The sequence below is a fragment of the Proteus sp. GOKU genome (assembly GCF_015475555.1).
Lineage (GTDB): Bacteria > Pseudomonadota > Gammaproteobacteria > Enterobacterales > Enterobacteriaceae > Proteus > Proteus mirabilis_B.
This window is the reverse complement of the sequence record NZ_CP034105.1, coordinates 2,166,972-2,187,863: the sequence shown is the minus strand read 5'-3', so window position 1 is coordinate 2,187,863 and position 20,892 is coordinate 2,166,972. Positions and strand designations below refer to the sequence as shown.

Below are 20,892 nucleotides of genomic sequence, written 5' to 3'. Positions count from 1 at the left end.
TTATTTATTATTAGTCTGCGTTTGAGCTTCTGGTGGAATAAGATAATCAGGGATCTCTAATCCGATTTCTTTGTAGTAGCGGTAAGCCCCTAAATGTAATGGTACAGAAACGCCTTTTAATGCATTTTCTGTGGTGATGTATTTGGCTGCGCTATGAACTTGGTGAACCTCAGGCAGGTTCTCAAACATAGTTTTTGTCAGCTCATAAACTAAATCATTATCAATACTGGTTGTGGTCATTAAGATATTAGGTTGAGCAATAGTATTGACCATTTCAGTTTGACGAGGGTAGGTGTTGGCGGGTATTTCAAATCGAAACCATGAATTTGCCACATGATTGATATCATCAAGTTGCTTATCGGTGACTTCGAGTAATTTTGCACTGACACCACTTGCGTACATATCCGTTACCGCTGAAGCAGGCACGCCAGCAGGTAATGCGCCACCATCAAGGCGACCATCTCGCATGGCAGAAACCGTATCTCCATACCCAAGATATTCTGGAGTGATGTCTTTTTTAGTTAAATTAACGCCTTTAAGAATAATAATTGTAGATTGTTCAGTACCGCTGGCTTGAGGGCCAACTGAAAAACTTGTTGCACGAATATCGTCTAATGTGCCTGTTTTCACTTTGTTATTCATCAATACAAAGTGTTCGACATTCGGCCATAACATAGAAATTGAGCGTAGATTTTTTTCTGGTTTACCTTCAAAGTTACGCACACCTTCGTAGGCTTCTACGGCTAAAAGGCTTTGTAATATTGAAAGTTGAGCTTCATTCTTCTGCATTAAATAGATATTTTCTATTGAGCCAGCAGAAGATTGTCCGGTTACTTGAACGCCTCTATCCTTAAGATGCGTACTCCATACGTTTGCTAAACCCACTCCCATCGGATAATACGTTCCTCCTGTTGAAGCGGTTGCTACAGAGAGAAATTGTTTATTCGCATTCTCTTTTTTGCCGATTACTGCTAATGAGACAACAGCAATAACAGCAACAATACCGATGGCAAGCTTTGTTTTTCTTATTCTCATGATGTTGTTCCTGTACATAAAAACGCAGGTGAATGTTTCACACTAACTTGTATACAACATGACAACTTTTATAGAAACAAGGAACGTTAAGAAATTGTGAAGTGACTTAATGAAATCAAAACAAGAAAATAACAATTTGTGATCAACATAGTAATTATGCAATTTTTAATCATAATTATGGTGATAGTCATAAAACACAAAAGAAAATATCAATAACTTGCTAGAGAAACGATAAAACAAGCTAAAAAATAACCTATTTATCGATAATAAAAAATAAAATGAAAAAAACAGAGGATCAGAAAATCGTTAAATAATCCGATGATGAAGGGGGAAAATAGATTATTTTTAGTGTTAAAAAAACAAGTAAAGCTTAGTCGTAATTAAAACGCTTATAAGGCAATGGAAAGCACGCCTGTTGCAATCAGTACAAACATAGCTGACCAAATTAATGCAGAAATAGCACTGGTAATATAAATGCCGTATGTGGGTAGTTTTAATAGACCGGCACTAAACGGTGTTAAATAACGAAATACAGCGAGGAATCGAGAGATAAATAAAATATAGTGCGTCTTATTTTTTAATAACTGCTGAACTCGATTAATTTTTGATTGATAACGCTTAACCCATGCTTTAAGTCGAGGAAATCGATAGATAGAGCGGCCTAATTCATAGCTAATAATCGAGCCTAATAGAGCGCCACAACTGGTTGCTAGCCAAAGAAAAATAGGAGAATAAAGAGGCAAACAGGCACCAAAAATAAAGATCAACATTAAAGATGCAGGAGGTAAGAATGAAGAAATACCAATAGTCGATTTTCCAGCTGTGATTAATGTAATGGAGAGAAAAAGCGTAATGGGAGATAAATGACTCAAAGAGTCTAATAGAGTGTGAATAATTTCCATTTTATTATCTCCAGCAACAAAATAAACAACAACAAACGCGAATAATAGAGAGATAAGCCTTAAGATTATTATGGGTTAATTTTATGATTTTTATTCATTTCAACTAACATTTTAGCCCATTCAATGGGGGAGTTTTTAGTTGGTAATTTTAGTTTTTGGCTTAATGAGTATAGCGTAGGTGCAGGTATATCTGAAAGGGATTGCAGTGTTGAGCTCATTAATACCTTTTCAGGTGCGCCATCAGCAATTAATTTACCTGAAGATAAATGGATAACTCGCTGAAAATGGCGTGCAGTAAAGTCCAGATCATGGCTAATAGCAAGAACAGATGTCCCTAATGTTTTTTGTACTTGAAGCCAATTCTCAAAACAAGCCAGCCAATGTGCATCAAAATCGCGAGTAGGTTCATCAAGCAGTAATATTTGAGGGGATAGAATACTTAAACTGGCGACGGCAACCATTCTGCGTTGACCTGCATGTAAATCTAAAGGATGAACATCAGCGACATCACTTAAACCACAAAGCATTAATGTTTCATCTAAACGTTTTTTAATCTCATCTTTAGAAAACTTGCGTTGTTTCAGACCAAAAGTGACCTCTTTTTCTACTGTATTATGAAATATTTGTCGTTCAGGCTCTTGAAATAATACACCAATATATTGAGCGCGTTGTTCAGCTTTCATTTGAGATAATGACTGATTATTGAGTTTTATCTCACCTTCATTGGGTGTTAATAACCCCGCAATTAAACGTAATAAGGTTGATTTACCCGCGCCATTATCACCAACGAGCGTTATCCACTCACCTTGATTTAACGTTAAAGATAATTGAGAAATACAGGATGGAACATCTTCACTCCAACGATAAGACACTTTATCCAGCTGTAGCATAAAACTCCTTAAAAGCCTTAAGCAAAGCTTTATCGTTATTTACAATATTTTTGTTCCAATAATGGTTTTCAACTAACCAATTTAAAGCTTGCCATGAATCAGGGGCATTAATTGTTGAAAATAAGAAAGGAAATATATCTTCTAAGACGCCTGTTGCTTTTGCTTTTCCTGCTTCTAACAATAAAAATTGTTCACTAAGCGTTATTGCAGGTAATAAGCTACGTTCAAAAATAATCACACTACATTTATGTTCTTTTGAATATTGTTTTATACGTTGTTGTAATTGTTGTGTTGCATTAGGGGTTAAACGACTGAATGCTTCATCAAGTAATAATAATTTTGGGTGCATGGCAAGGGCACTTGCAATCACAACTCGCTGAGCTTCTCCACCTGAAAGTGTAGAAGGGTGACGAAAACGTAAACTGTCGCATTGTGTTAATCCCATTGCTTCTTTTACACGAAATCGCACTTCATTATCGCTTAACCCTAAATTTTCAGGACCAAAAGCAATCTCTTGTTCTACAGTAAAAGCACAGCCTGAGAGCTGTAGTTGGGGGGATTGTTGAACGAGTTGTCTTCCGGGGGCTAGCGACACTAATCGGCTTTTATCTAGAGCAATATTTTGTACAATTCCCAAGCCTTGTACTGAACCTGTTAATAAATCGGGATACCAACCTGCTAGTAATTGGGCAAGAAGACTTTTTCCACTGCCATTTCCTCCCAAAACAACAAGCCACTCTCCTTGTTTTAATTGCAAATCAATAGGGCCGATAATCGGTTGCTCATCGCCTTTAGGGGTAAAACTAAATTGCTGAAGACTTAGTACCATAGCCAAATAGCCCCTTCAACAAAGATAAGCAGTAAAATCAAATGGCGTAACATCTCTTGTAGTGGTGTATCGGCAGGAGGAGAAAGCGTAGTTCGTTTTGCAATAATACGAAACCCTCGCATATCTAATGCTGCACTACGAATAGTTAGGTCACTTAATACATGGCTAATAAGTGGTAAGATAATGGCAGGCAATGTTATTAGACGTTGCCAAAATGAACCATCAAGAGGAACACCTCGCGCTAATTGTGCTTCTCTTATATTGTGTAATTGTTGGCGTAATTGTTCTACAAGCAGCAAAGGGCCGGCTAATAAATAGGAAAGGCTCATAGGTAGACGGCTAGCAAATAAGGCTCTAATAAATTGTTCGGTTGAAGTGTACTGTAACCACAATTGAGCACCGCTTATTATTGCTAATAATCTTAGCCATAGCGTTATTGCCATAGTTTGTTTACTGGTATCTAAAATGCCACCTGTTAACCAATACGCAAGCCAACCGCTATGAACTAACCATAAGCCTATTGCCATTGGGATCATCAACCATGCAATAAAGCGCCAACGCCAGCGAGAGGCATTCCACAGTAATAAGCTAATAAAAGTACCACTGCTGATAATCAGCAGTGGTAAGCTTAATGATAAAAAAAGCACACTAGCACTTAGCCAAAGCCATAATGCCAATGAGGTAAAGGGATGCATTATTAGCGAACCTTAGCCATTGCAGGAAAATTACGTTGTGTTCTTTGTGGTAATTGACGTACTAATAACCAAGCAATAATTGCTGATAATATTTTATCGGCAAGATTTGCACCTAATACAGTAATTGCAACAGATTCAATAAGCCCTTCACCAACAGCATGAAAATAAGCGACAAAGAAATCTGCGCCACTTCCAGTTGCACCACCAAATAAATAAGTACGAATTGGAACAGCGACAATCATCAACGCTAAAGTAATGACAACGCCTGAGCCAATAACGCGAATTAAAGAACGAAAACCACCCGCACGTGCTAATAAACCTGCACTTAATCCTATCATCATCGCAACGGGTGCAAATGCGGCAGCCATTGGACCACTAATTAATCCCCATAATAGATTGGTTAATAATCCAGTAAATAATGCAACCCACGGACCCCCTAATAATGCACAGATAAGTGTACCAATAGAGTCTAAAAAGATAGGAAGTTTGACCATTGAGGTGATTTGACCACCGATCATATTTATTGCAATAGAAACAACAATGAGCACAAGAGTACGGCTCGAAATTTGAGGAGTTGTAGACATAGTTTAAAAACCTTTACAAAGGATAGTTACTATTGGTTTTATTATTTTGCGTCAATAACGCTTTTGATAAAAAGGCTATTTACGCGGTGCGATGACCAACTCCTCATAACCAGAGTGCTCACAAGGCTGACGGCTAAAAGTCACTTGCTCTAACTCACCAATAACGAGCTCTAGCGTCGTGCGCACTGTACAGCCTGGCATCATATGTCCACCACACATTAATCCATTTTCATCTGAAACCGCTAAATGCAAATGTTCACCTTGGTCATCTAACGTTCCAATAAGTGAAACAATTTCAAATTTACCTGTAAGATAGCGATTTTCTTCGCGACCTGCAAAACGTAATACCACATCTGTTAAACTCCCCACACAACCTGCAATAAATGCCGATTTTAGGTTATTTTGCTGAATAAATTGGCGCAATACCGCAATCACATCTTCACCGGGTAATAATCTAACAGCAAAAAAATGCGTAGTAGAGGAGAGTGATTGAGGTTGAGACATGATAGTTATCCTAATGATTTATTGTACTATATTAGTAGGTTAGCGTTATTTTAGATGTTAAAGGTAGCAAACCCGATAAGATAAAGCTTAGTTTTAGCTTACATTTATAAAATAATTGCAACGTATTATTAATAGAAAAGTCGCAAGAGGGAATAGAGAATAGTGTTTTGGTGGCAAATAAAGTTTTTATAGCAAAATATTCGCTTATAAGAAGATATAGAGAAGAAAATAAGATTAATTTGGAATATTTATCCTTAATATTTTAACTGTTTTTTTAGTAGGTACAGAAGCTAACTAACTAGATTGTTTAATAATCAATGAGAGAGGGGTATATGAATATTATCTGGATTTTTATCATTTTTAATCGATTAAATATTGGTGTTAATTATGAGTAATATGTATTTATATCTTAAAGCGCATGTAATGAGAAGCACTGCAGCCGCTGTTGATTTAGCAAATCGCAATCCTTCCTTAAGTAATATACATTTTGCAGAAAAAATATTAAGAATAAATTCAACAAATGCACAATTAAAATTAGAAAAATGCTCTGATAATAAATTTTTTCAGCAAGAAAAATTAATTAAGTATAAGTTATTATCTGATAAAATAAATGTAATTAGAAATGATTTTACAGATAAGAGTGAACTTATTAATAGTAATGTTGAAAATAGCGAATTAATAAGATTAACTGGAACATCTAGGCCATTTAAGCGTCCATATGATTTTAGTAATGAAAATTTAATTAGTGTTGATCTAAAAAATAAAGATCTAAGAAAGGCTAATTTTAGTTCTTCGTATAATATTGATAAGAGATGGGGATATAAAGGTGTTGATTTTTCAGGATCTAATCTTAAAGGTGTTGATTTAACGCAAGCAAATCTAGAAGGCTCAATATTTATAAATAGTGATTTGACAGGCGCTAAAGTTTATTTAAACAATGCTAATTATTCAAATGCAAAACTCGATAATGCAGAAATAAGTCTTAATCCTAAATTTCATTTGTTTGATTCGAAATTAATGAGTCAGTCTTTAGATGAAAACTTAAGTAGGCATACAATTTTTGATACCATTAATTCTATAGATGATAAGTACTATAAAATAAAAATATCTCTTATGAGACAAGTAATAGATAAATTAAATAAAAACATAGGAATTGCAAATAATTTATTTCTTGTGGACTTAGTAATAGACAATATTTCATCTAAAGAATATTATCTTAATAATAAAGAAATCTATGCTTTTACCAAGCGTTTGTTAGAAATTAAATTCAAACATCTCTGTAATAATACCAGATTATTTCAAAATGAATTAGTTAAAAATCATTTGCCACTTTGTTTAGATGTGATTACTGAACTTCATAATAATAGGAAGCCAGATGAGTTTAATATATATTATTATGATGAATTTATGATAAAGAATAATAATGAATTTATTGAGTTAATGGCATTGTCTCTTTATCATGATAATAAAAATATCAAAGAAAAAGCCAGAGTATTATATGAAAAGTATCTTAATTTGGGTGACGTTAGACCTTTTGTTCAAAAAGAAGATTTTGGTAATGGATATCATGAAGTAGATTGGAGTGAAAAAGATTATAATAACTACATTATTTTTAGTAAGAATAATCATACTTATGGTGATGAGAATAAGACTATTATAATTAGTCATGAAAATTTAACGAATATGTTATTTCCGCATGATACAGAGCATGATATAAGATGGAATAATTTCTTTCTCTATATTAATAATAAAAACCAAGCTATTGAGAAAATTAACTATTATAATTTATTTAATAGTGATTTCGATATATTTAAAAATAGTTATAATGAAAGTATTCATAAAGGTATGTGTCTTAAAATATTACCAACATTAAAATTAGATAATTTCTACAATCAATTTTATTCTGCTTTTATAGGCAACGCTATTACGTCTAAACAAAAATTAGTTAGTATTGAGAATCAACAAAAATTAGTTGACATATTTGAAAAGTTCTTGGTTTTTTCAAATGACAATATTAAACATGCCTCATTAAAAGAAGAGCATTATCAAGAGATTTGTCAAAACTTAGATATTGAGTTACTAAATAATGAAGAAAAATCAAAATATTTATTAAGTCTTGCAACGCTATTTGTTAAATACTCATCTAGTGCTGTATTTGGCACAGAATACGAATCACCTCAAATATTAAGAATGTACGCTTATGCGTTGCTGAGTAAAGCAAATGAATTAAATGCGGATTTAATGAATGATTATTTTAGTGATTGGGAAAATAGATTGTTAGGACAAGATAATGCATTTACATGTACTGATATTCTTTTTTCAATAATGAACTCTTATGCGGAAAAAAACTTTAATAAAATTTATAATGCTATTATGCCTATACATTGGAAATAATTTACTTAGAAATAAAGTTAATTCTTGTTTAGTCAAAAACACATTGTAGGAGAGGGGGGGAATTAAATTAATGTATTATTTGATTGATTTCTAAGTAAAAAATGACGTAAAGATATTGTTTCAGATTTCACTTTGCTCCAACATATCAAGGCGCCAGTATTTTGTTACATCATCCTAATCTTTTATTTGCAACCATTATTTTGTGATAATTTTAAATGTATTCGCAGAGCCTTCTTTCTCAAAACTCTATGAAGTATATTTGTTTAAAAGTGATGTGAAAAATGCTTATTATTACGGTTTATTATTGAATGTAGATGTCAATAATATTGCTATGTTCTATTCTTTATCAGAGAGTAAGTGTAAAAATATTGAAGTTCGTGTGGCTGAATATTTAAATCAAAATAAGCAGTAGCATTATATTAGAACGCCCTCAATAGTATTTAATATTATTGAGGGCTTTTATCTAATTAGTTTAGAACACACTAAATAATCAAATTGTAATCAATATGTTCCATTAATTTAGCGTTATCTCGATAATCAACAGGAATAGCCAGAACCGCAGGGCCATCAACAGTCATTGCTTCATGTAAAATAGTACGTAATTGAGATGCACATTCAACCGAAAATCCTTTAGCGCCAAAAGATTCGGCATAACGTTTAAAATCAATTGCTCCAAATTTTACGCCAGAATAACGACCATATTTTTCTTGCTCTTGCATTTCGACCATATTATAAGCGTTGTCCACCCAGATAATATGCAAGATATTGGTATTTAAACGAACTGCGGTTTCTAACTCCATAGACGATTGCATAAAGCCACCATCACCAGAAACAGAAATAATTTTATCGGATGGTCGAACAAAAGAAGCGCCAATTCCCCAAGGTAATGCAACACCCATTGTCTGTTGCCCATTAGAAATTAGCATTTGTCTTGCCCTAAAACTATAAAGATAACGAGCGAGCCATATATGAAAACTCCCCATATCAATACAGAGTGTTACATCGTTATCAATAATATTTTGCATCTCATGGATGATGGTTAAAGGGTGAATAGGAGAACCATGCCGAAAATAACTATTTTGTTGCAGAATTTCTCTTTGGTGACGAATTTTCTCTAAAATCTGACGAGTATTATTTGAGAGTGTAATTTGAGATGTAGATTGTTTTGCAAAATAGTGAGTCAAATTATCAATTGTCAATTTGATATTGCCTGTTAATTCTAAATCAGGGCAGTAAGCTAAATCAATTTCAGCGGGGATCTCGTCTATATGAATAATATTGGCATTATTGTGATTCCATAATGACGGCTCATATTCGATAGGGCTATAACCTAGAGTGATTACTAAATCAGCGTGAGATAATAACTCATCACCCGGTTGATTATTAAATAAACCAATACGACCAGCAAATAAAGGAAAATGGCGTTGAGCAATCGCACCAGCTGATTGATAAGTGCCTACAATCGGAAGAGGGCAAATATCAAGTAGCTTTTGTAATGCTAATGCATTTTCAGGGTAACTAGCTTGTAGTCCTAATAAAATAACGGGGCTTTTGGCATTCAGCAGTAATTTAACGGCTTCTTGAATGGCATCATTATTTGCACTACCAATATTGGATTTTGATTTAGGTACTAATATTGGGCTACTCACTTCATTATTTAAAATATCCATTGGAAAAGTTAAAAAAGCGGAGCCCGGTCTTCCTGATTCTGCATGGCGAAAGGCATTAGCCATAGTTTCGGAAATTGATTTTGAAGAATCAATTTCAGCACAAAATTTAGTAATAGGATTAAACATGGTAACGGTATCCATGCTTTGATGAACCAGTTTTAATCTATCAGAGGATTTTACTGATCCTCCCAACGCAACTAATGGATCACCTTCAGATGTTGCTGTTGCAATGCCCGTTGCAAGATTAGAGCATCCTGGACCCGACGTTGCGATAGCCACTCCTGCTTTGCCTGTTAAACGACCAACTGCGGCAGCCATAAATGCGGCGTTAGCTTCATGACGAACAACCACTGTTTCAATGCTAGAATCAACAAGAGAATCAAATACACGATCAATTTTTGCACCCGGAATACCAAATACTTGTTTAATGCCATGTTGTTCTAATTGTTTGACAACTAAATCTGCACCACATTTCCAATGAGGAGTATTCATATAACCTTCTTTGATTTTGCAAGTGAATAAAAAATTGGATTGAGAATAAAATGACGTGATTTTTAAATTAATTTTCGGCTTGTTCTATTGCTTGATGGAGGTTGTCTGGCATTAAATTAGCTTGTAGAAAAGCTGACTGGCTGGGTAAATCAATAGTAAGGCGAGAAATGATCCCGACTTGTAATATGCCCTTTTTTAAGTAGTAATCAAGAACGTGCCCACCACCTTGGCGTTGTTGATTAATATAATGCTCATGAAATCCCGCAACATTTATGCCTTGAGTAAATTGTGGGGATCGAAAACCTGCAATAATCCCTGTTTCATTGTGAAAGGTGAAAATAGGCTGATTTTCGATAGCTTCTAACATTGGGCGGTAGGGAGGCTCTTGACGAGGAACGGTGCGTGTTTTAACTAATTCAAATTCACCTTCAATCTTGATTGCACAAAACAAATTATCGGAGGGAACATACTGATTAATTATATTGTGTATTTCTTTTTGTGATGCACCATAAGAAAAGTGATGTTCAATATCACAATTAAAAAATGTCATTACAGCAAAAGGAGACTTTTGAGAGTTTAATGCCTTTCGCGCACTACCATCAGAGCGTAGCTGAAAAACATTACTGTCGAATGCAACTAATTCACCATCAAGTTGATTGAATGTGCCTAAACCAAAATCACCATGCTTTAATAAATCAGCAATAGTAACCTCACTGTCATATACACCCGCAATTAAACTACTCATTAATGAATTTTGATAAATAGTACATTCGGGATGATTATTAATATAATTATTTAAGTTGTTTATTATTTCTTGCCCACATTGGCAACCACTCTCTTTATTCTGTTTAATATCGCTATTATCTCGCACGTTATATTTAAGACTACTATTCATAATAAAATCGATCCTTATTGAATAAAGATAGTCATTAATTGACCATCAAATTTATTATCAATCCAATACATAAGATTTTCAAATGTTTTAATTGTTATTGAATAATGAGTGATAGTTGTGTATTTGAAAATTAAATATAGATTACTGTTTTATATTGATTTAATTCATTCGATTTATTGATTAAAAAATCAGTTTAATAAAGTATATTTTTATTGATAAGCTGTTTTTATTGGATGTGTGGTGATGGTGATAACTAGGTGAGTGTGAAAAGCATACACTTTACAACGAATTAGTTATGGATTACTGTGAATTAATCTATTTAGGGAAGAAAATGGAAGAAATATTCTTGATGATAATATCTAAATTTGAAATGGATTTTTAATTAGGAAAAGTAAATGAAGTGCATATAAAAAACCCACGAATGACCGTGGGTTTAGCGATTATATTTAATATAAGTAATTATTAAACATTAAATAAGAAGTTCATTACATCGCCATCTTGAACGATATATTCTTTACCTTCCGCACGCATTTTTCCTGCTTCTTTAGCGCCTTGTTCACCACCGTAAGTGATAAAATCGTTATAAGCGATAGTTTGAGCACGGATAAAGCCTTTCTCAAAGTCAGTGTGGATTTTACCTGCCGCTTGTGGCGCTGTTGCACCTACAGGGATTGTCCATGCACGTACTTCTTTAACGCCAGCAGTGAAGTAAGTTTGTAAGTTCAGTAGGGCATAACCAGCGCGAATTACACGGTTTAAGCCAGGCTCTTCAATACCTAAATCTTGCATAAACTCTTCACGCTCTGCATCTTCTAACTCAGCAATATCTGCTTCGATAGCGGCACAAACAGGAACAACTACAGAGCCTTCTGCTTCTGCAATTTTGCGAACAGTTTCAAGATATGGGTTATTTTCAAAACCATCTTCATTAACGTTTGCAATATACATTGTTGGTTTTAACGTTAAGAAGCTTAAATAACGAATAGTTGCTTTTTCTTCTTCAGTTAAATCTAAAGCGCGTAACATGCCTGCGTTTTCTAAATGCGGTAAGCATTTTTCTAACACTTCCATTTCTGCTTTAGCAATTTTATCGCCACCTTTTGCTTTTTTCTGATTACGGTGCATTGCTCGTTCACAGGTATCTAAGTCAGAAAGGGCTAATTCAGTATTGATGGTTTCGATATCTTCAGCAGGATCAACTTTACCTGCAACGTGAATGATATTGTCATTTTCAAAACAACGAACCACATGACCAATCGCTTCAGTTTCACGAATATTTGTTAGGAATTGGTTACCTAAACCTTCACCTTTAGATGCACCTTTTACTAAACCTGCGATATCAACAAATTCCATTGTTGTTGGTAAAATACGCTGTGGTTTAACAATTTCAGCTAGTTTATCTAAGCGAGGATCAGGCATTGGAACAACACCTGTGTTTGGCTCGATAGTACAGAATGGGAAGTTGGCTGCCTCAATACCTGCCTTAGTTAAGGCATTAAACAGTGTAGATTTCCCTACGTTAGGCAGACCGACGATACCACATTTAAATCCCATAAACGTTCACCTTGTCACATAAAAACAACAGGAGGGAGTATTCCTGTTGTGTGCTGTTAAAAAAATTTGGCGCTATTATAGAGCAAATCCCCGTTTGATTAAATCATCAGGGATTAATCGCACAAAATAAGAGGGGAGCTTTACCCTCTGAATATTAAAATTACTTAATTTATCAATATAATGATTACGCTTTAAAGCTATGTAAGCGGTTTATTGCTTTCTCATAACCATCACGCATTAAAATGTCTGTGCATGAAAGTGCTTCATCAATAGCGTCATCAATCAATTTTTGTTCACTCATTGGTGGTTTACCTAATACAAAACCAACAACTTTATTTTTATCACCAGGGTGACCAATACCAATGCGTAAACGATAGAAGTTTGGATTATTAGCAAACTTACTTTGAATATCTTTTAAACCGTTATGACCGCCATTGCCACCACCTAACTTCATTTTGACAACACCGGGCGGTAAATCGAGTTCATCATGTGCAACTAGAATTTCATTAAGCTCGATACGATAGAAATTCGCCATTGCCTGTACCGCTTTACCACTTAAATTCATAAAAGTTGTTGGTACTAATAATCGAACATCATTACCGTTCAAATTAATGCGAGCGGTATAACCAAAGAATTTACTCTCTTCTTTTAGAGATTGTTGATGACGTTGAGCCAATAAATCAACATACCAAGCACCCGCATTATGGCGAGTCTGGGCATAATCTGCACCGGGGTTTGCTAACCCGACGATAAGTTTAATTTTACTCACAATAGCCTTTCACTGTTATCGTCTTAAAAGAAAGGGCATAGTTTACCTGTCTAAGCTCAGAAGCACAAAATAGATTACATAGAATGTTTTTTGGGAATGATGTGTAGAGGAAATATCACCTTTTTGATTTAACAAAAAGAGCGAAAATGACAAAATCGGCGTTATTTTCTTCTTTTGAAAGACAAAAACACATTTTTTGTTAAGAATTATCAATAAATTTCGGAGCGATGTGATCTCTTCGACAATAACTTCTTAGTATTTATGGCTATAATAACTGCAAAGAACAAAAGGTTATTCGATGTATTTTGTTGTTGAATCGTCTGACGACGCGCTTGGAGGTGCAACATGAAATATAAACATGCATTTGCAGTTGGTAATTTATGTATGGCTACGGGGATGATTGTTATGCTCGGTAGTCTTGGTTATACGCTTCTTACTCATATTTTCCCATTAGGACTTCCTGAGTTTTTATCAGATATCTCTTTAATGGGGATCTTTATTGGTGCTTTGGTGTGGTTAGCAGGCGCCCGCATTGGTGGTAGAGAAACAATCGCAGAAAGATATTGGTGGTTACGTAACCATGATGAGCGTTATCGTCGTCATGACAATCACCGTTATCCATAATGTTGTTATCACAAATAAATATCAGATTAGATAACAATAATAATGAAGTTAATAACTGATATTAAGTGAATAATAGTTGTCATTATGCGTTGTAATACACACCTATAGACCCGTTTAATAATAACGGGTTTTTTGTTGCCTAAAATTCTTACTCTAGAAAATAGCAACAAAAAACCCGCTATAACAAACGCTATAGCGGGTTTAGTTATCTCAAATTGCAATGAATGTTATAACAAATTAATGTTCAAACATCGCAGAGATTGACTCTTCATTGCTAATACGGCGAATTGCTTCAGCCAGCATGCCAGAAAGGGTCAATGAGCGGACTTTATTTAATGCTTTGATTTCTGCTGATAACGGAATTGTATCGCAGACAACCACTTCATCAATAACAGAGCTTTTGATGTTCTCAACAGCATTACCAGAGAAGATTGGGTGAGTCGCGTAAGCAAATACACGTTTAGCACCACGTTCTTTCAGCGCTTCAGCTGCTTTACACAATGTACCGCCTGTGTCGATCATATCGTCAACAAGGATACAGTCGCGGTTAGCAACATCACCAATAATATGCATAACTTGAGAAACGTTAGCACGAGGGCGACGTTTATCAATGATAGCCATATCAGTGTCATTCAGAAGCTTAGCAATAGCACGAGCACGAACAACACCGCCAATATCTGGAGAAACAACAATAGGGTTGTCCAAATCTTTTTGAAGCATATCTTCTAAAAGAATCGGGCTGCCGAAGACATTGTCAACCGGTACATCAAAGAACCCTTGGATTTGTTCTGCGTGTAAGTCACAGGTTAAAACGCGGTCTACGCCTACACTAGATAAGAAATCCGCAACAACTTTTGCCGTAATAGGAACACGGGCTGAACGAACACGGCGATCCTGACGGGCATAACCGAAGTAAGGAATAACAGCAGTGATACGACCAGCGGAAGCTCGACGTAATGCGTCAACCATGACCACTAATTCCATTAAGTTATCATTAGTAGGTGCACAGGTTGATTGAATGATAAATACATCACCACCACGTACGTTTTCGTTGATTTGCACACTGACTTCACCGTCGCTAAAACGACCTACAGCCGCGTCTCCTAGGCTAGTGTAGAGTCGGTTGGCAACACGTTGAGCCAGTTCCGGGGTTGCGTTACCAGCAAAAAGCTTCATATCGGGCACGAGAAAAACCTCAGGCTTGCGTCCAGAGAGAGATATTGTTGACCAGTAAAGAACGTGTTTATGAACATAAGGTTTGTAAACATCATCCTACGGGTGCAATAACACAGGTATCCTTGAGCGGAATAAATGCAGAGGAGAAATGTTGACGCCTTGCGCTACAAATCCATGCACCCACTCAGGGGCGTTAACTAACACTTCACTAGCGGCAACTTGTGAGTCGAACTCGCCGAACACACAGGCACCTGTCCCAGTTAAGCGTGACGGTGCATATTCTAACAGCCACGAAAGCAGATATTCAACCTCACGAAAACGTTTTCTTGCGATCATTTCACAGTCATTCTCGAACGGAGCCTTTAATAATGCGCCAAGAGAGCGAATAGGAGAATTACGTTTTAATTCTGGATCTGTGAAGATTGTCGGTGTTGGAATGGAAATTCCGGGGTGTGCGACCAAATACCATTGCTCTTTTGGCTCTGCTGGGGTCAAAATTTCACCAACGCCTTCGGCGAACGCTGCATGACCTTTTACAAAAACAGGAACGTCTGCGCCTAAACCAACGCCTAATTTGGCTAAAGTTTCGTCACTCAATCCGGCTTGCCAATGATAATTAAGTGCAATTAATGTTGTTGCTGCGTTAGATGAACCTCCACCTAAACCACCTCCCATAGGCAGTTTTTTATCAATACTGATATCTGCACCGTGATACTTCAAAGGAACATTATGTTGCTGGCAATAATCACGAAGTAATTTAGCGGCTTTAATAATTAAATTATCTTTATCTTCTACGCCATCAATTGGCGTTAAGATAGTTAACTGGGTATCATCACGAGGTGTAATGGTTAGTGTGTCGCCATAATCTAAAAACTGAAATAACGTTTGTAAATTATGATAACCATCGGGGCGTTTTCCCGTGATGTAGAGAAAAAGATTTAGTTTGGCAGGAGAAGGCCAACTTAGTGTCATTGCTGTATATCCCAGTTATCCATTTTTAATTTGATAGTGCGTTCACCTTGTTTTAACTCAAGGCGTTGTGGCAGGTTAGGTGTGGTACTTGAATCATAAGCTTGGTAAGTCACAATCCAATCACCTTCAGGTGCAGGTAATGTGACAGATTTTAATAAGTGATTAGCATCTAATTCGAAATCAGTTGCGTCACCCGGTAAACCAACAAGCCAAGCACGTAGATTTTTGAGTGGAATAAGCATACCTGTGAGTTGGTAAATCATCTCAGCAGGATTATCGCTATAATATTTTTTACCATTATTATCGGTAACTTCAATCACACCAGGCATGACATTTAAATCGAGTTCTGTTGTGCCTAAAGGATTGGTAAGCAATAAGCGATAACGCTCATCAGCTCTGTCTTGCCAATAGAATCGGGCATAGGTTTTGTTTGTATCTTCGATATAAGCAAAAGCGCCTCGGGTTTCATATTGTGAAATTTTCTTTAATGCTTGTTGGCGAGCTTGCCATTGCACATCGTTATCAGATGCCGAGCCTTGAGTCTTTATCTGATTTAGATTACAGGCACTCAGCAACAACGCCGTTAGCGGGATAAGGCGCAGGAGTTGTTTGGTTGAAAAAAAGCGTGAACGCATAGCTGAGACATTCCTTTAATTCGTTATTAGTTGAAAAAAAGAGTATCATAAACCTTATGATATAACGATATTTCGTTAAATTGTGTATAGAAATCTCCTATCACTCAAGTAAGCTCTTTTATTGAATCTGTTCATCAAGTAGAATGGCGGAAATGAAGAGTCCATACTAAATGCGCTGTTTTAGGTTTACACTAAGTCAAGTCGCGAGGCGGTATTTATTCATAACTCAATATAGTTGATATGACGTTATTAGCATTAGGTATTAATCATAAAACAGCCCCCGTTGCTTTACGTGAGAAAGTCTCTTTTTCTCCCGATACCATGGGTGATGCCTTGAATAACCTCTTACAGCAACCCGCTGTCAGAGGCGGTGTCGTGCTGTCTACTTGTAACCGTACTGAGCTCTATCTTAGTATGGAAGACAAAGAAAATAGCCATGAACAGCTTATTCGCTGGTTATGTCAATATCACCAAATAGAGCCAAATGACCTGAAAAGCAGTGTCTATTGGCATCAAGATAATCAAGCTGTCAGCCATTTAATGCGAGTGGCAAGTGGTTTAGATTCTCTCGTATTAGGTGAACCTCAAATTTTAGGGCAAGTTAAAAAAGCCTTTGCCGATTCTCAAAATTACCACTCGCTCTCTTCAGAGCTGGAACGCTTGTTTCAGAAATCTTTTTCAGTTGCGAAAAGAGTGAGAACAGAGACACAAATTGGTGCTAATGCGGTTTCTGTTGCTTTTGCGGCTTGTACATTAGCGCGTCAAATCTTTGAATCGTTATCTTCTTTGACTATTTTATTAGTGGGTGCCGGTGAGACAATAGAGTTAGTCGCTCGCCATCTTCGTGAACATCAAGTCAAAAAAATCATTATTGCTAATCGAACAAAAGAACGTGCTCAGCGTTTAGCAAATGAAGTTGATGCTGAAGTCATTACATTATCAGAGATTGATGAGTGTCTTGCACAGGCTGATATTGTCATTAGTTCTACGGCAAGCCCCTTACCAATTATTGGTAAGGGAATGGTTGAAAGAGCGCTTAAAAAACGCCGAAATCAGCCAATGTTGCTGGTGGACATCGCAGTTCCTCGTGATATAGAACAAGATGTCGAAAAACTTAATAACGTTTATCTTTATAGCGTTGATGATTTAGAAGCGATAATTCAACATAACCGTGAACAACGCCAAGCTGCTGCGGTTCAAGCAGAACATATTGTCCAGCAAGAAAGTGGGCAATTTATGGATTGGCTACGAGCACAAGGTGCTGTGGGTGCAATTCGAGAATATCGAGACAGTGCTGAAATGTTACGTGCAGAAATGACAGAAAAAGCCATCACATTGATACAAAACGGAGCGGATGCAGAAAAAGTCATCCAACAGCTCTCGCATCAATTGATGAATCGTCTTATTCACACACCAACAAAATCTCTTCAACAGGCCGCCAGTGATGGTGATATTGAACGCCTGAATCTATTACGTGAAAGTTTGGGTATTACCCATAATTAACTTTGTCTAACAGGATCTTAATCTACGAATGAAGCCTTCTATTGTCGCTAAGTTGGAAGCTCTACAAGAGCGTTATGAAGAAATTCAGGCACTTCTGTCAGAAGCCGATGTTATTGCCTCTCAGGAGCGTTTTCGTGCGCTTTCAAAAGAATACTCTCAATTAACTGACGTTACGGCTTGTTTTAGCCAATGGCGAAAAGTGCAAGACGACATCGAAGCAGCAGAAATGATGCTTGATGATCCTGAAATGAAAGAGATGGCACAAGAAGAGCTGAAAGAAGCACAAGCATTAAACGATGATTTAGAACAACAGTTACAAGTGTTGTTACTGCCTAAAGATCCTGATGATGAATTTAACTGTTTCCTTGAAATTCGTGCGGGAACAGGGGGAGATGAAGCGGCATTATTCGCGGGTGATTTATTCCGTATGTATAGCCGTTATGCAGAATCACGTCGCTGGCGTATTGAAGTCATGAATGCTAACGAAGGTGAGCATGGTGGCTACAAAGAGGTTATCGCCAAAGTGGTTGGCGATGGCGCTTATGGTGTATTGAAATTCGAATCAGGCGGTCACCGTGTTCAACGCGTTCCTGAAACGGAATCTCAAGGTCGTATTCATACTTCTGCTTGTACGGTTGCCGTCTTAGCTGAAGTGCCAGAAGCTGAATTACCTGAAATCAGTCCAAGTGACTTACGTATTGATACATTCCGTTCTTCAGGAGCGGGTGGTCAGCACGTTAATACCACTGACTCTGCTATCCGTATTACGCATATTCCAACAGGAATTGTGGTGGAATGTCAGGATGAGCGTTCACAGCACAAAAACAAAGCCAAAGCGATGTCTGTATTAGGTGCACGTATTCGTGCAGCTGAAATGCAAAAACGCCAAGAAGCTGAAGCTTCTGAACGTCGTAATTTATTGGGTTCTGGTGACCGTTCTGACCGAATTAGAACGTACAACTTCCCGCAAGGTCGTGTAACAGATCACCGTATCAACCTCACGTTTTATCGCTTAGATGAAGTCATGGAAGGAAAATTAGATCCATTAATTCAGCCTATCGTAACTGAATATCAAGCGGATCAGCTTTCTGCACTTTCTGAGTTGAATTAATGAATTATGAACAATGGCTGCGAGAAGCAGCCTTGCAATTAATTGAAAGTGACAGCCCTAAACGTGATGCTGAAATTCTACTTGGGTACGTAACACAACGTACCCGCACTTATTTAATTGCCTTTAATGAAACGGTACTTTCGTCAGACGAGTTAGCACAATTATCGCAATTGCTGACTCGACGTATTAAAGGTGAACCTATTGCTTATTTAGTCGGTGAAAGAGAGTTTTGGTCACTGCCTTTAAAAGTCTCACCTGCAACATTAATTCCTCGCCCAGATACAGAATGCCTTGTTGAAAAAGCCTTAGAAAAACTACCATCAGAGCCGACTCGTATTCTTGATTTAGGAACAGGAACAGGGGCTATTGCGTTAGCAATGGCATCAGAACGCCCAGATTGCCATGTTATTGGTGTGGATTTTCAAGCTGAAGCTGTGGTATTAGCGCAAGAGAATGCGACCAACTTAGCATTAAACAACACTGAATTTATGGAAAGTTGTTGGTTTAGTTCACTCTCAGGGTATCAATTTGGTATGATAATCAGTAATCCTCCTTACATTGATGAAAATGATGAGCATATTCATCAGGGGGATGTTCGTTTTGAACCTTTAACCGCATTAGTTGCTGGCAAAAATGGTTTTGCTGATATCGAGATTATCGTTGAAACTGCTCGTCAATTTTTAACTGATAATGGCTGGGTATTACTGGAACACGGCTGGCAACAAGGTGAAGGGGTACGCAATATTTTTATTGATAAGGGTTACTGCTGTGTGGAAACTTTCCGTGATTATGGCGGTAATGAGCGTGTGACAGTAGGTCGTTGGAATTATGATAGAAACCATAGCTGATTACGAATTTAATAAAGCCCCTTTAGTTAAGGGCATGATCCTTATCTCTCAGGCTATTCGACCTGATTTTCCGACCACTTCTGTTGGTTATCAACTCGCGCAGTTAGTTGAACAGGCTGAAGCTGAAATTCCCCAACAAGGAAATACCAAAGAGCAGATAGAAGCACTGCTAAAACTGTTTTATAAGCAGTGGCACTTTAGTGGTGCAAGTGGCAAATATTGCCTTTCTGATACGTTATGGTTAGATAAAGTATTAGCGACACATGTCGGCTCTCCTGTTTCACTGGGTTCGATTCTTATTTATATCGCACAAGCGTTAAATTTACCGTTAGTCCCGGTTATCTTTCCTACACAACTGATCATCAGAATAGATATTCCTAATGAACAACCGCTATTTTTAAATCCAATAAATGGTGAATATCTATCGCAACATACCTTAGAAGTTTGGTTAAAAGGGAATGTAGGCGGTGCCTCTGTATTATTAGAGGCAGATTTAGAAGAATCAGAATACAGTTCTATTATTCGTAAGCTTTTGGATACATTGAAAGTTTCTTTAATGGAAGAAAAGAATATGGTGCAAGCATTAAAAGCCAGTGAAACGGTGTTAATGTTTGATCCTGAAGATCCCTACGAAATACGTGATCGTGGACTTATTTTTGCTCAGTTAGAGTGCAACCATGTGGCGATTTCTGACTTAAACTATTTTGTTGAGCAATGTCCTGAAGATCCTATTTCAGAGATGATCAAAATCCAAATTCATTCGATAGAACAAAATCCTATTGTTCTACATTAAAAATTTAAGAAACGTAC

20 protein-coding genes are annotated in these 20,892 nt (G+C 36.7%); 6 read left to right on the top strand and 14 right to left on the bottom strand.

All coding sequences use genetic code 11. The features are described from left to right. From EHE21_RS10190 to EHE21_RS10160, 7 genes are all read right to left on the bottom strand, one after another. A complete protein-coding gene (locus EHE21_RS10190; protein WP_088495417.1) occupies nucleotides 1-1,035 on the bottom strand; it encodes a TAXI family TRAP transporter solute-binding subunit in 1,035 nt (344 codons plus the stop codon). A 389-nt stretch (nucleotides 1,036-1,424) separates the two neighbouring features. Beyond that, entirely contained in the window at nucleotides 1,425-1,937 is a 513-nt protein-coding gene (locus tag EHE21_RS10185) for a DedA family protein (protein WP_194950603.1), read from the bottom strand. 68 nt (nucleotides 1,938-2,005) lie between these two features. Further along, nucleotides 2,006-2,827, bottom strand: coding sequence for an energy-coupling factor ABC transporter ATP-binding protein (locus tag EHE21_RS10180; RefSeq protein ID WP_194950602.1), 822 nt, complete (start codon nucleotides 2,825-2,827; stop codon nucleotides 2,006-2,008). Further along, nucleotides 2,811-3,656, bottom strand: a complete 846-nt coding sequence (locus EHE21_RS10175) for an energy-coupling factor ABC transporter ATP-binding protein (RefSeq protein WP_194950601.1) — start codon at nucleotides 3,654-3,656, stop codon at nucleotides 2,811-2,813. The genes EHE21_RS10180 and EHE21_RS10175 overlap by 17 nt, the downstream gene beginning before the upstream one ends. After that, the gene (locus tag EHE21_RS10170) at nucleotides 3,647-4,351 is read right to left on the bottom strand and encodes an energy-coupling factor transporter transmembrane component T (RefSeq protein WP_194950600.1); all 705 of its coding nucleotides are present in this window, start codon (nucleotides 4,349-4,351) and stop codon (nucleotides 3,647-3,649) included. Before EHE21_RS10170 ends, EHE21_RS10175 begins: the two co-directional genes overlap by 10 nt. Nucleotides 4,352-4,353: 2 nt before the next feature. Next, entirely contained in the window at nucleotides 4,354-4,935 is a 582-nt protein-coding gene (locus tag EHE21_RS10165; protein ID WP_098942621.1) for an ECF transporter S component, read from the bottom strand. 75 nt (nucleotides 4,936-5,010) lie between these two features. Continuing rightward, the gene (locus EHE21_RS10160) at nucleotides 5,011-5,442 is read right to left on the bottom strand and encodes a PPC domain-containing DNA-binding protein (RefSeq protein WP_228766783.1); all 432 of its coding nucleotides are present in this window, start codon (nucleotides 5,440-5,442) and stop codon (nucleotides 5,011-5,013) included. A gap of 384 nt (nucleotides 5,443-5,826) precedes the next feature. On the opposite strand from EHE21_RS10160, the gene EHE21_RS10155 reads away from it, so the two are divergent. Beyond that, a complete protein-coding gene (locus EHE21_RS10155; protein ID WP_194950598.1) occupies nucleotides 5,827-7,833 on the top strand; it encodes a pentapeptide repeat-containing protein in 2,007 nt (668 codons plus the stop codon). Between the two features lie 482 nt (nucleotides 7,834-8,315). Here the strand turns inward: EHE21_RS10155 and alsS are convergent, their stop codons facing one another. From alsS to pth, 4 genes are all read right to left on the bottom strand, one after another. Beyond that, nucleotides 8,316-9,995, bottom strand: a complete 1,680-nt coding sequence (gene alsS / locus EHE21_RS10150) for an acetolactate synthase AlsS (protein WP_194950597.1) — start codon at nucleotides 9,993-9,995, stop codon at nucleotides 8,316-8,318. 67 nt (nucleotides 9,996-10,062) lie between these two features. After that, nucleotides 10,063-10,890, bottom strand: a complete 828-nt coding sequence (gene budA / locus EHE21_RS10145; RefSeq protein WP_194950596.1) for an acetolactate decarboxylase — start codon at nucleotides 10,888-10,890, stop codon at nucleotides 10,063-10,065. A 462-nt stretch (nucleotides 10,891-11,352) separates the two neighbouring features. After that, nucleotides 11,353-12,444, bottom strand: coding sequence for a redox-regulated ATPase YchF (gene ychF, locus EHE21_RS10140; RefSeq protein ID WP_023582042.1), 1,092 nt, complete (start codon nucleotides 12,442-12,444; stop codon nucleotides 11,353-11,355). A gap of 184 nt (nucleotides 12,445-12,628) precedes the next feature. Then, complete coding sequence (pth, locus tag EHE21_RS10135) at nucleotides 12,629-13,213, bottom strand: aminoacyl-tRNA hydrolase (RefSeq protein WP_194950595.1); 585 nt, start codon at nucleotides 13,211-13,213, stop codon at nucleotides 12,629-12,631. A 345-nt stretch (nucleotides 13,214-13,558) separates the two neighbouring features. Between pth and ychH the strand changes: the two genes are divergently transcribed. Further along, nucleotides 13,559-13,837, top strand: a complete 279-nt coding sequence (ychH, locus tag EHE21_RS10130; RefSeq protein ID WP_088495425.1) for a stress-induced protein YchH — start codon at nucleotides 13,559-13,561, stop codon at nucleotides 13,835-13,837. Nucleotides 13,838-14,074: 237 nt separating this feature from the next. On the opposite strand, the gene prs is transcribed toward ychH, so the two are convergent. From prs to lolB, 3 genes are all read right to left on the bottom strand, one after another. Further along, a complete protein-coding gene (gene prs, locus EHE21_RS10125) occupies nucleotides 14,075-15,022 on the bottom strand; it encodes a ribose-phosphate diphosphokinase (RefSeq protein WP_036912921.1) in 948 nt (315 codons plus the stop codon). 87 nt (nucleotides 15,023-15,109) lie between these two features. Beyond that, entirely contained in the window at nucleotides 15,110-15,985 is an 876-nt protein-coding gene (gene ispE / locus EHE21_RS10120) for a 4-(cytidine 5'-diphospho)-2-C-methyl-D-erythritol kinase (protein ID WP_194950594.1), read from the bottom strand. After that, nucleotides 15,982-16,620: a lipoprotein insertase outer membrane protein LolB gene (gene lolB, locus EHE21_RS10115; RefSeq protein ID WP_088495427.1), complete on the bottom strand. Its 639-nt coding sequence runs from the start codon at nucleotides 16,618-16,620 to the stop codon at nucleotides 15,982-15,984. Before lolB ends, ispE begins: the two co-directional genes overlap by 4 nt. A 240-nt stretch (nucleotides 16,621-16,860) precedes the next feature. Here lolB and hemA point away from each other — a divergent pair, with 240 nt between their 5' ends. The 4 genes from hemA to sirB1 are packed head-to-tail and all read left to right on the top strand — an operon-like array spanning nucleotide 16,861 to nucleotide 20,875. Beyond that, nucleotides 16,861-18,123 carry a glutamyl-tRNA reductase gene (gene hemA / locus EHE21_RS10110; protein ID WP_088495428.1) on the top strand — a complete coding sequence of 421 codons (1,263 nt, stop codon included), beginning with the start codon at nucleotides 16,861-16,863 and terminating at the stop codon, nucleotides 18,121-18,123. 28 nt (nucleotides 18,124-18,151) lie between these two features. Next, nucleotides 18,152-19,234, top strand: coding sequence for a peptide chain release factor 1 (gene prfA, locus EHE21_RS10105; RefSeq protein WP_088495429.1), 1,083 nt, complete (start codon nucleotides 18,152-18,154; stop codon nucleotides 19,232-19,234). Continuing rightward, entirely contained in the window at nucleotides 19,234-20,082 is an 849-nt protein-coding gene (gene prmC, locus EHE21_RS10100; protein ID WP_194950593.1) for a peptide chain release factor N(5)-glutamine methyltransferase, read from the top strand. Before prfA ends, prmC begins: the two co-directional genes overlap by 1 nt. Next, on the top strand, nucleotides 20,066-20,875 hold the full coding sequence (gene sirB1 / locus EHE21_RS10095; protein WP_194952619.1) for an invasion regulator SirB1: 810 nt from the start codon (nucleotides 20,066-20,068) through the stop codon (nucleotides 20,873-20,875). Before prmC ends, sirB1 begins: the two co-directional genes overlap by 17 nt. The last annotated feature ends 17 nt before the right edge of the window (nucleotides 20,876-20,892 follow it).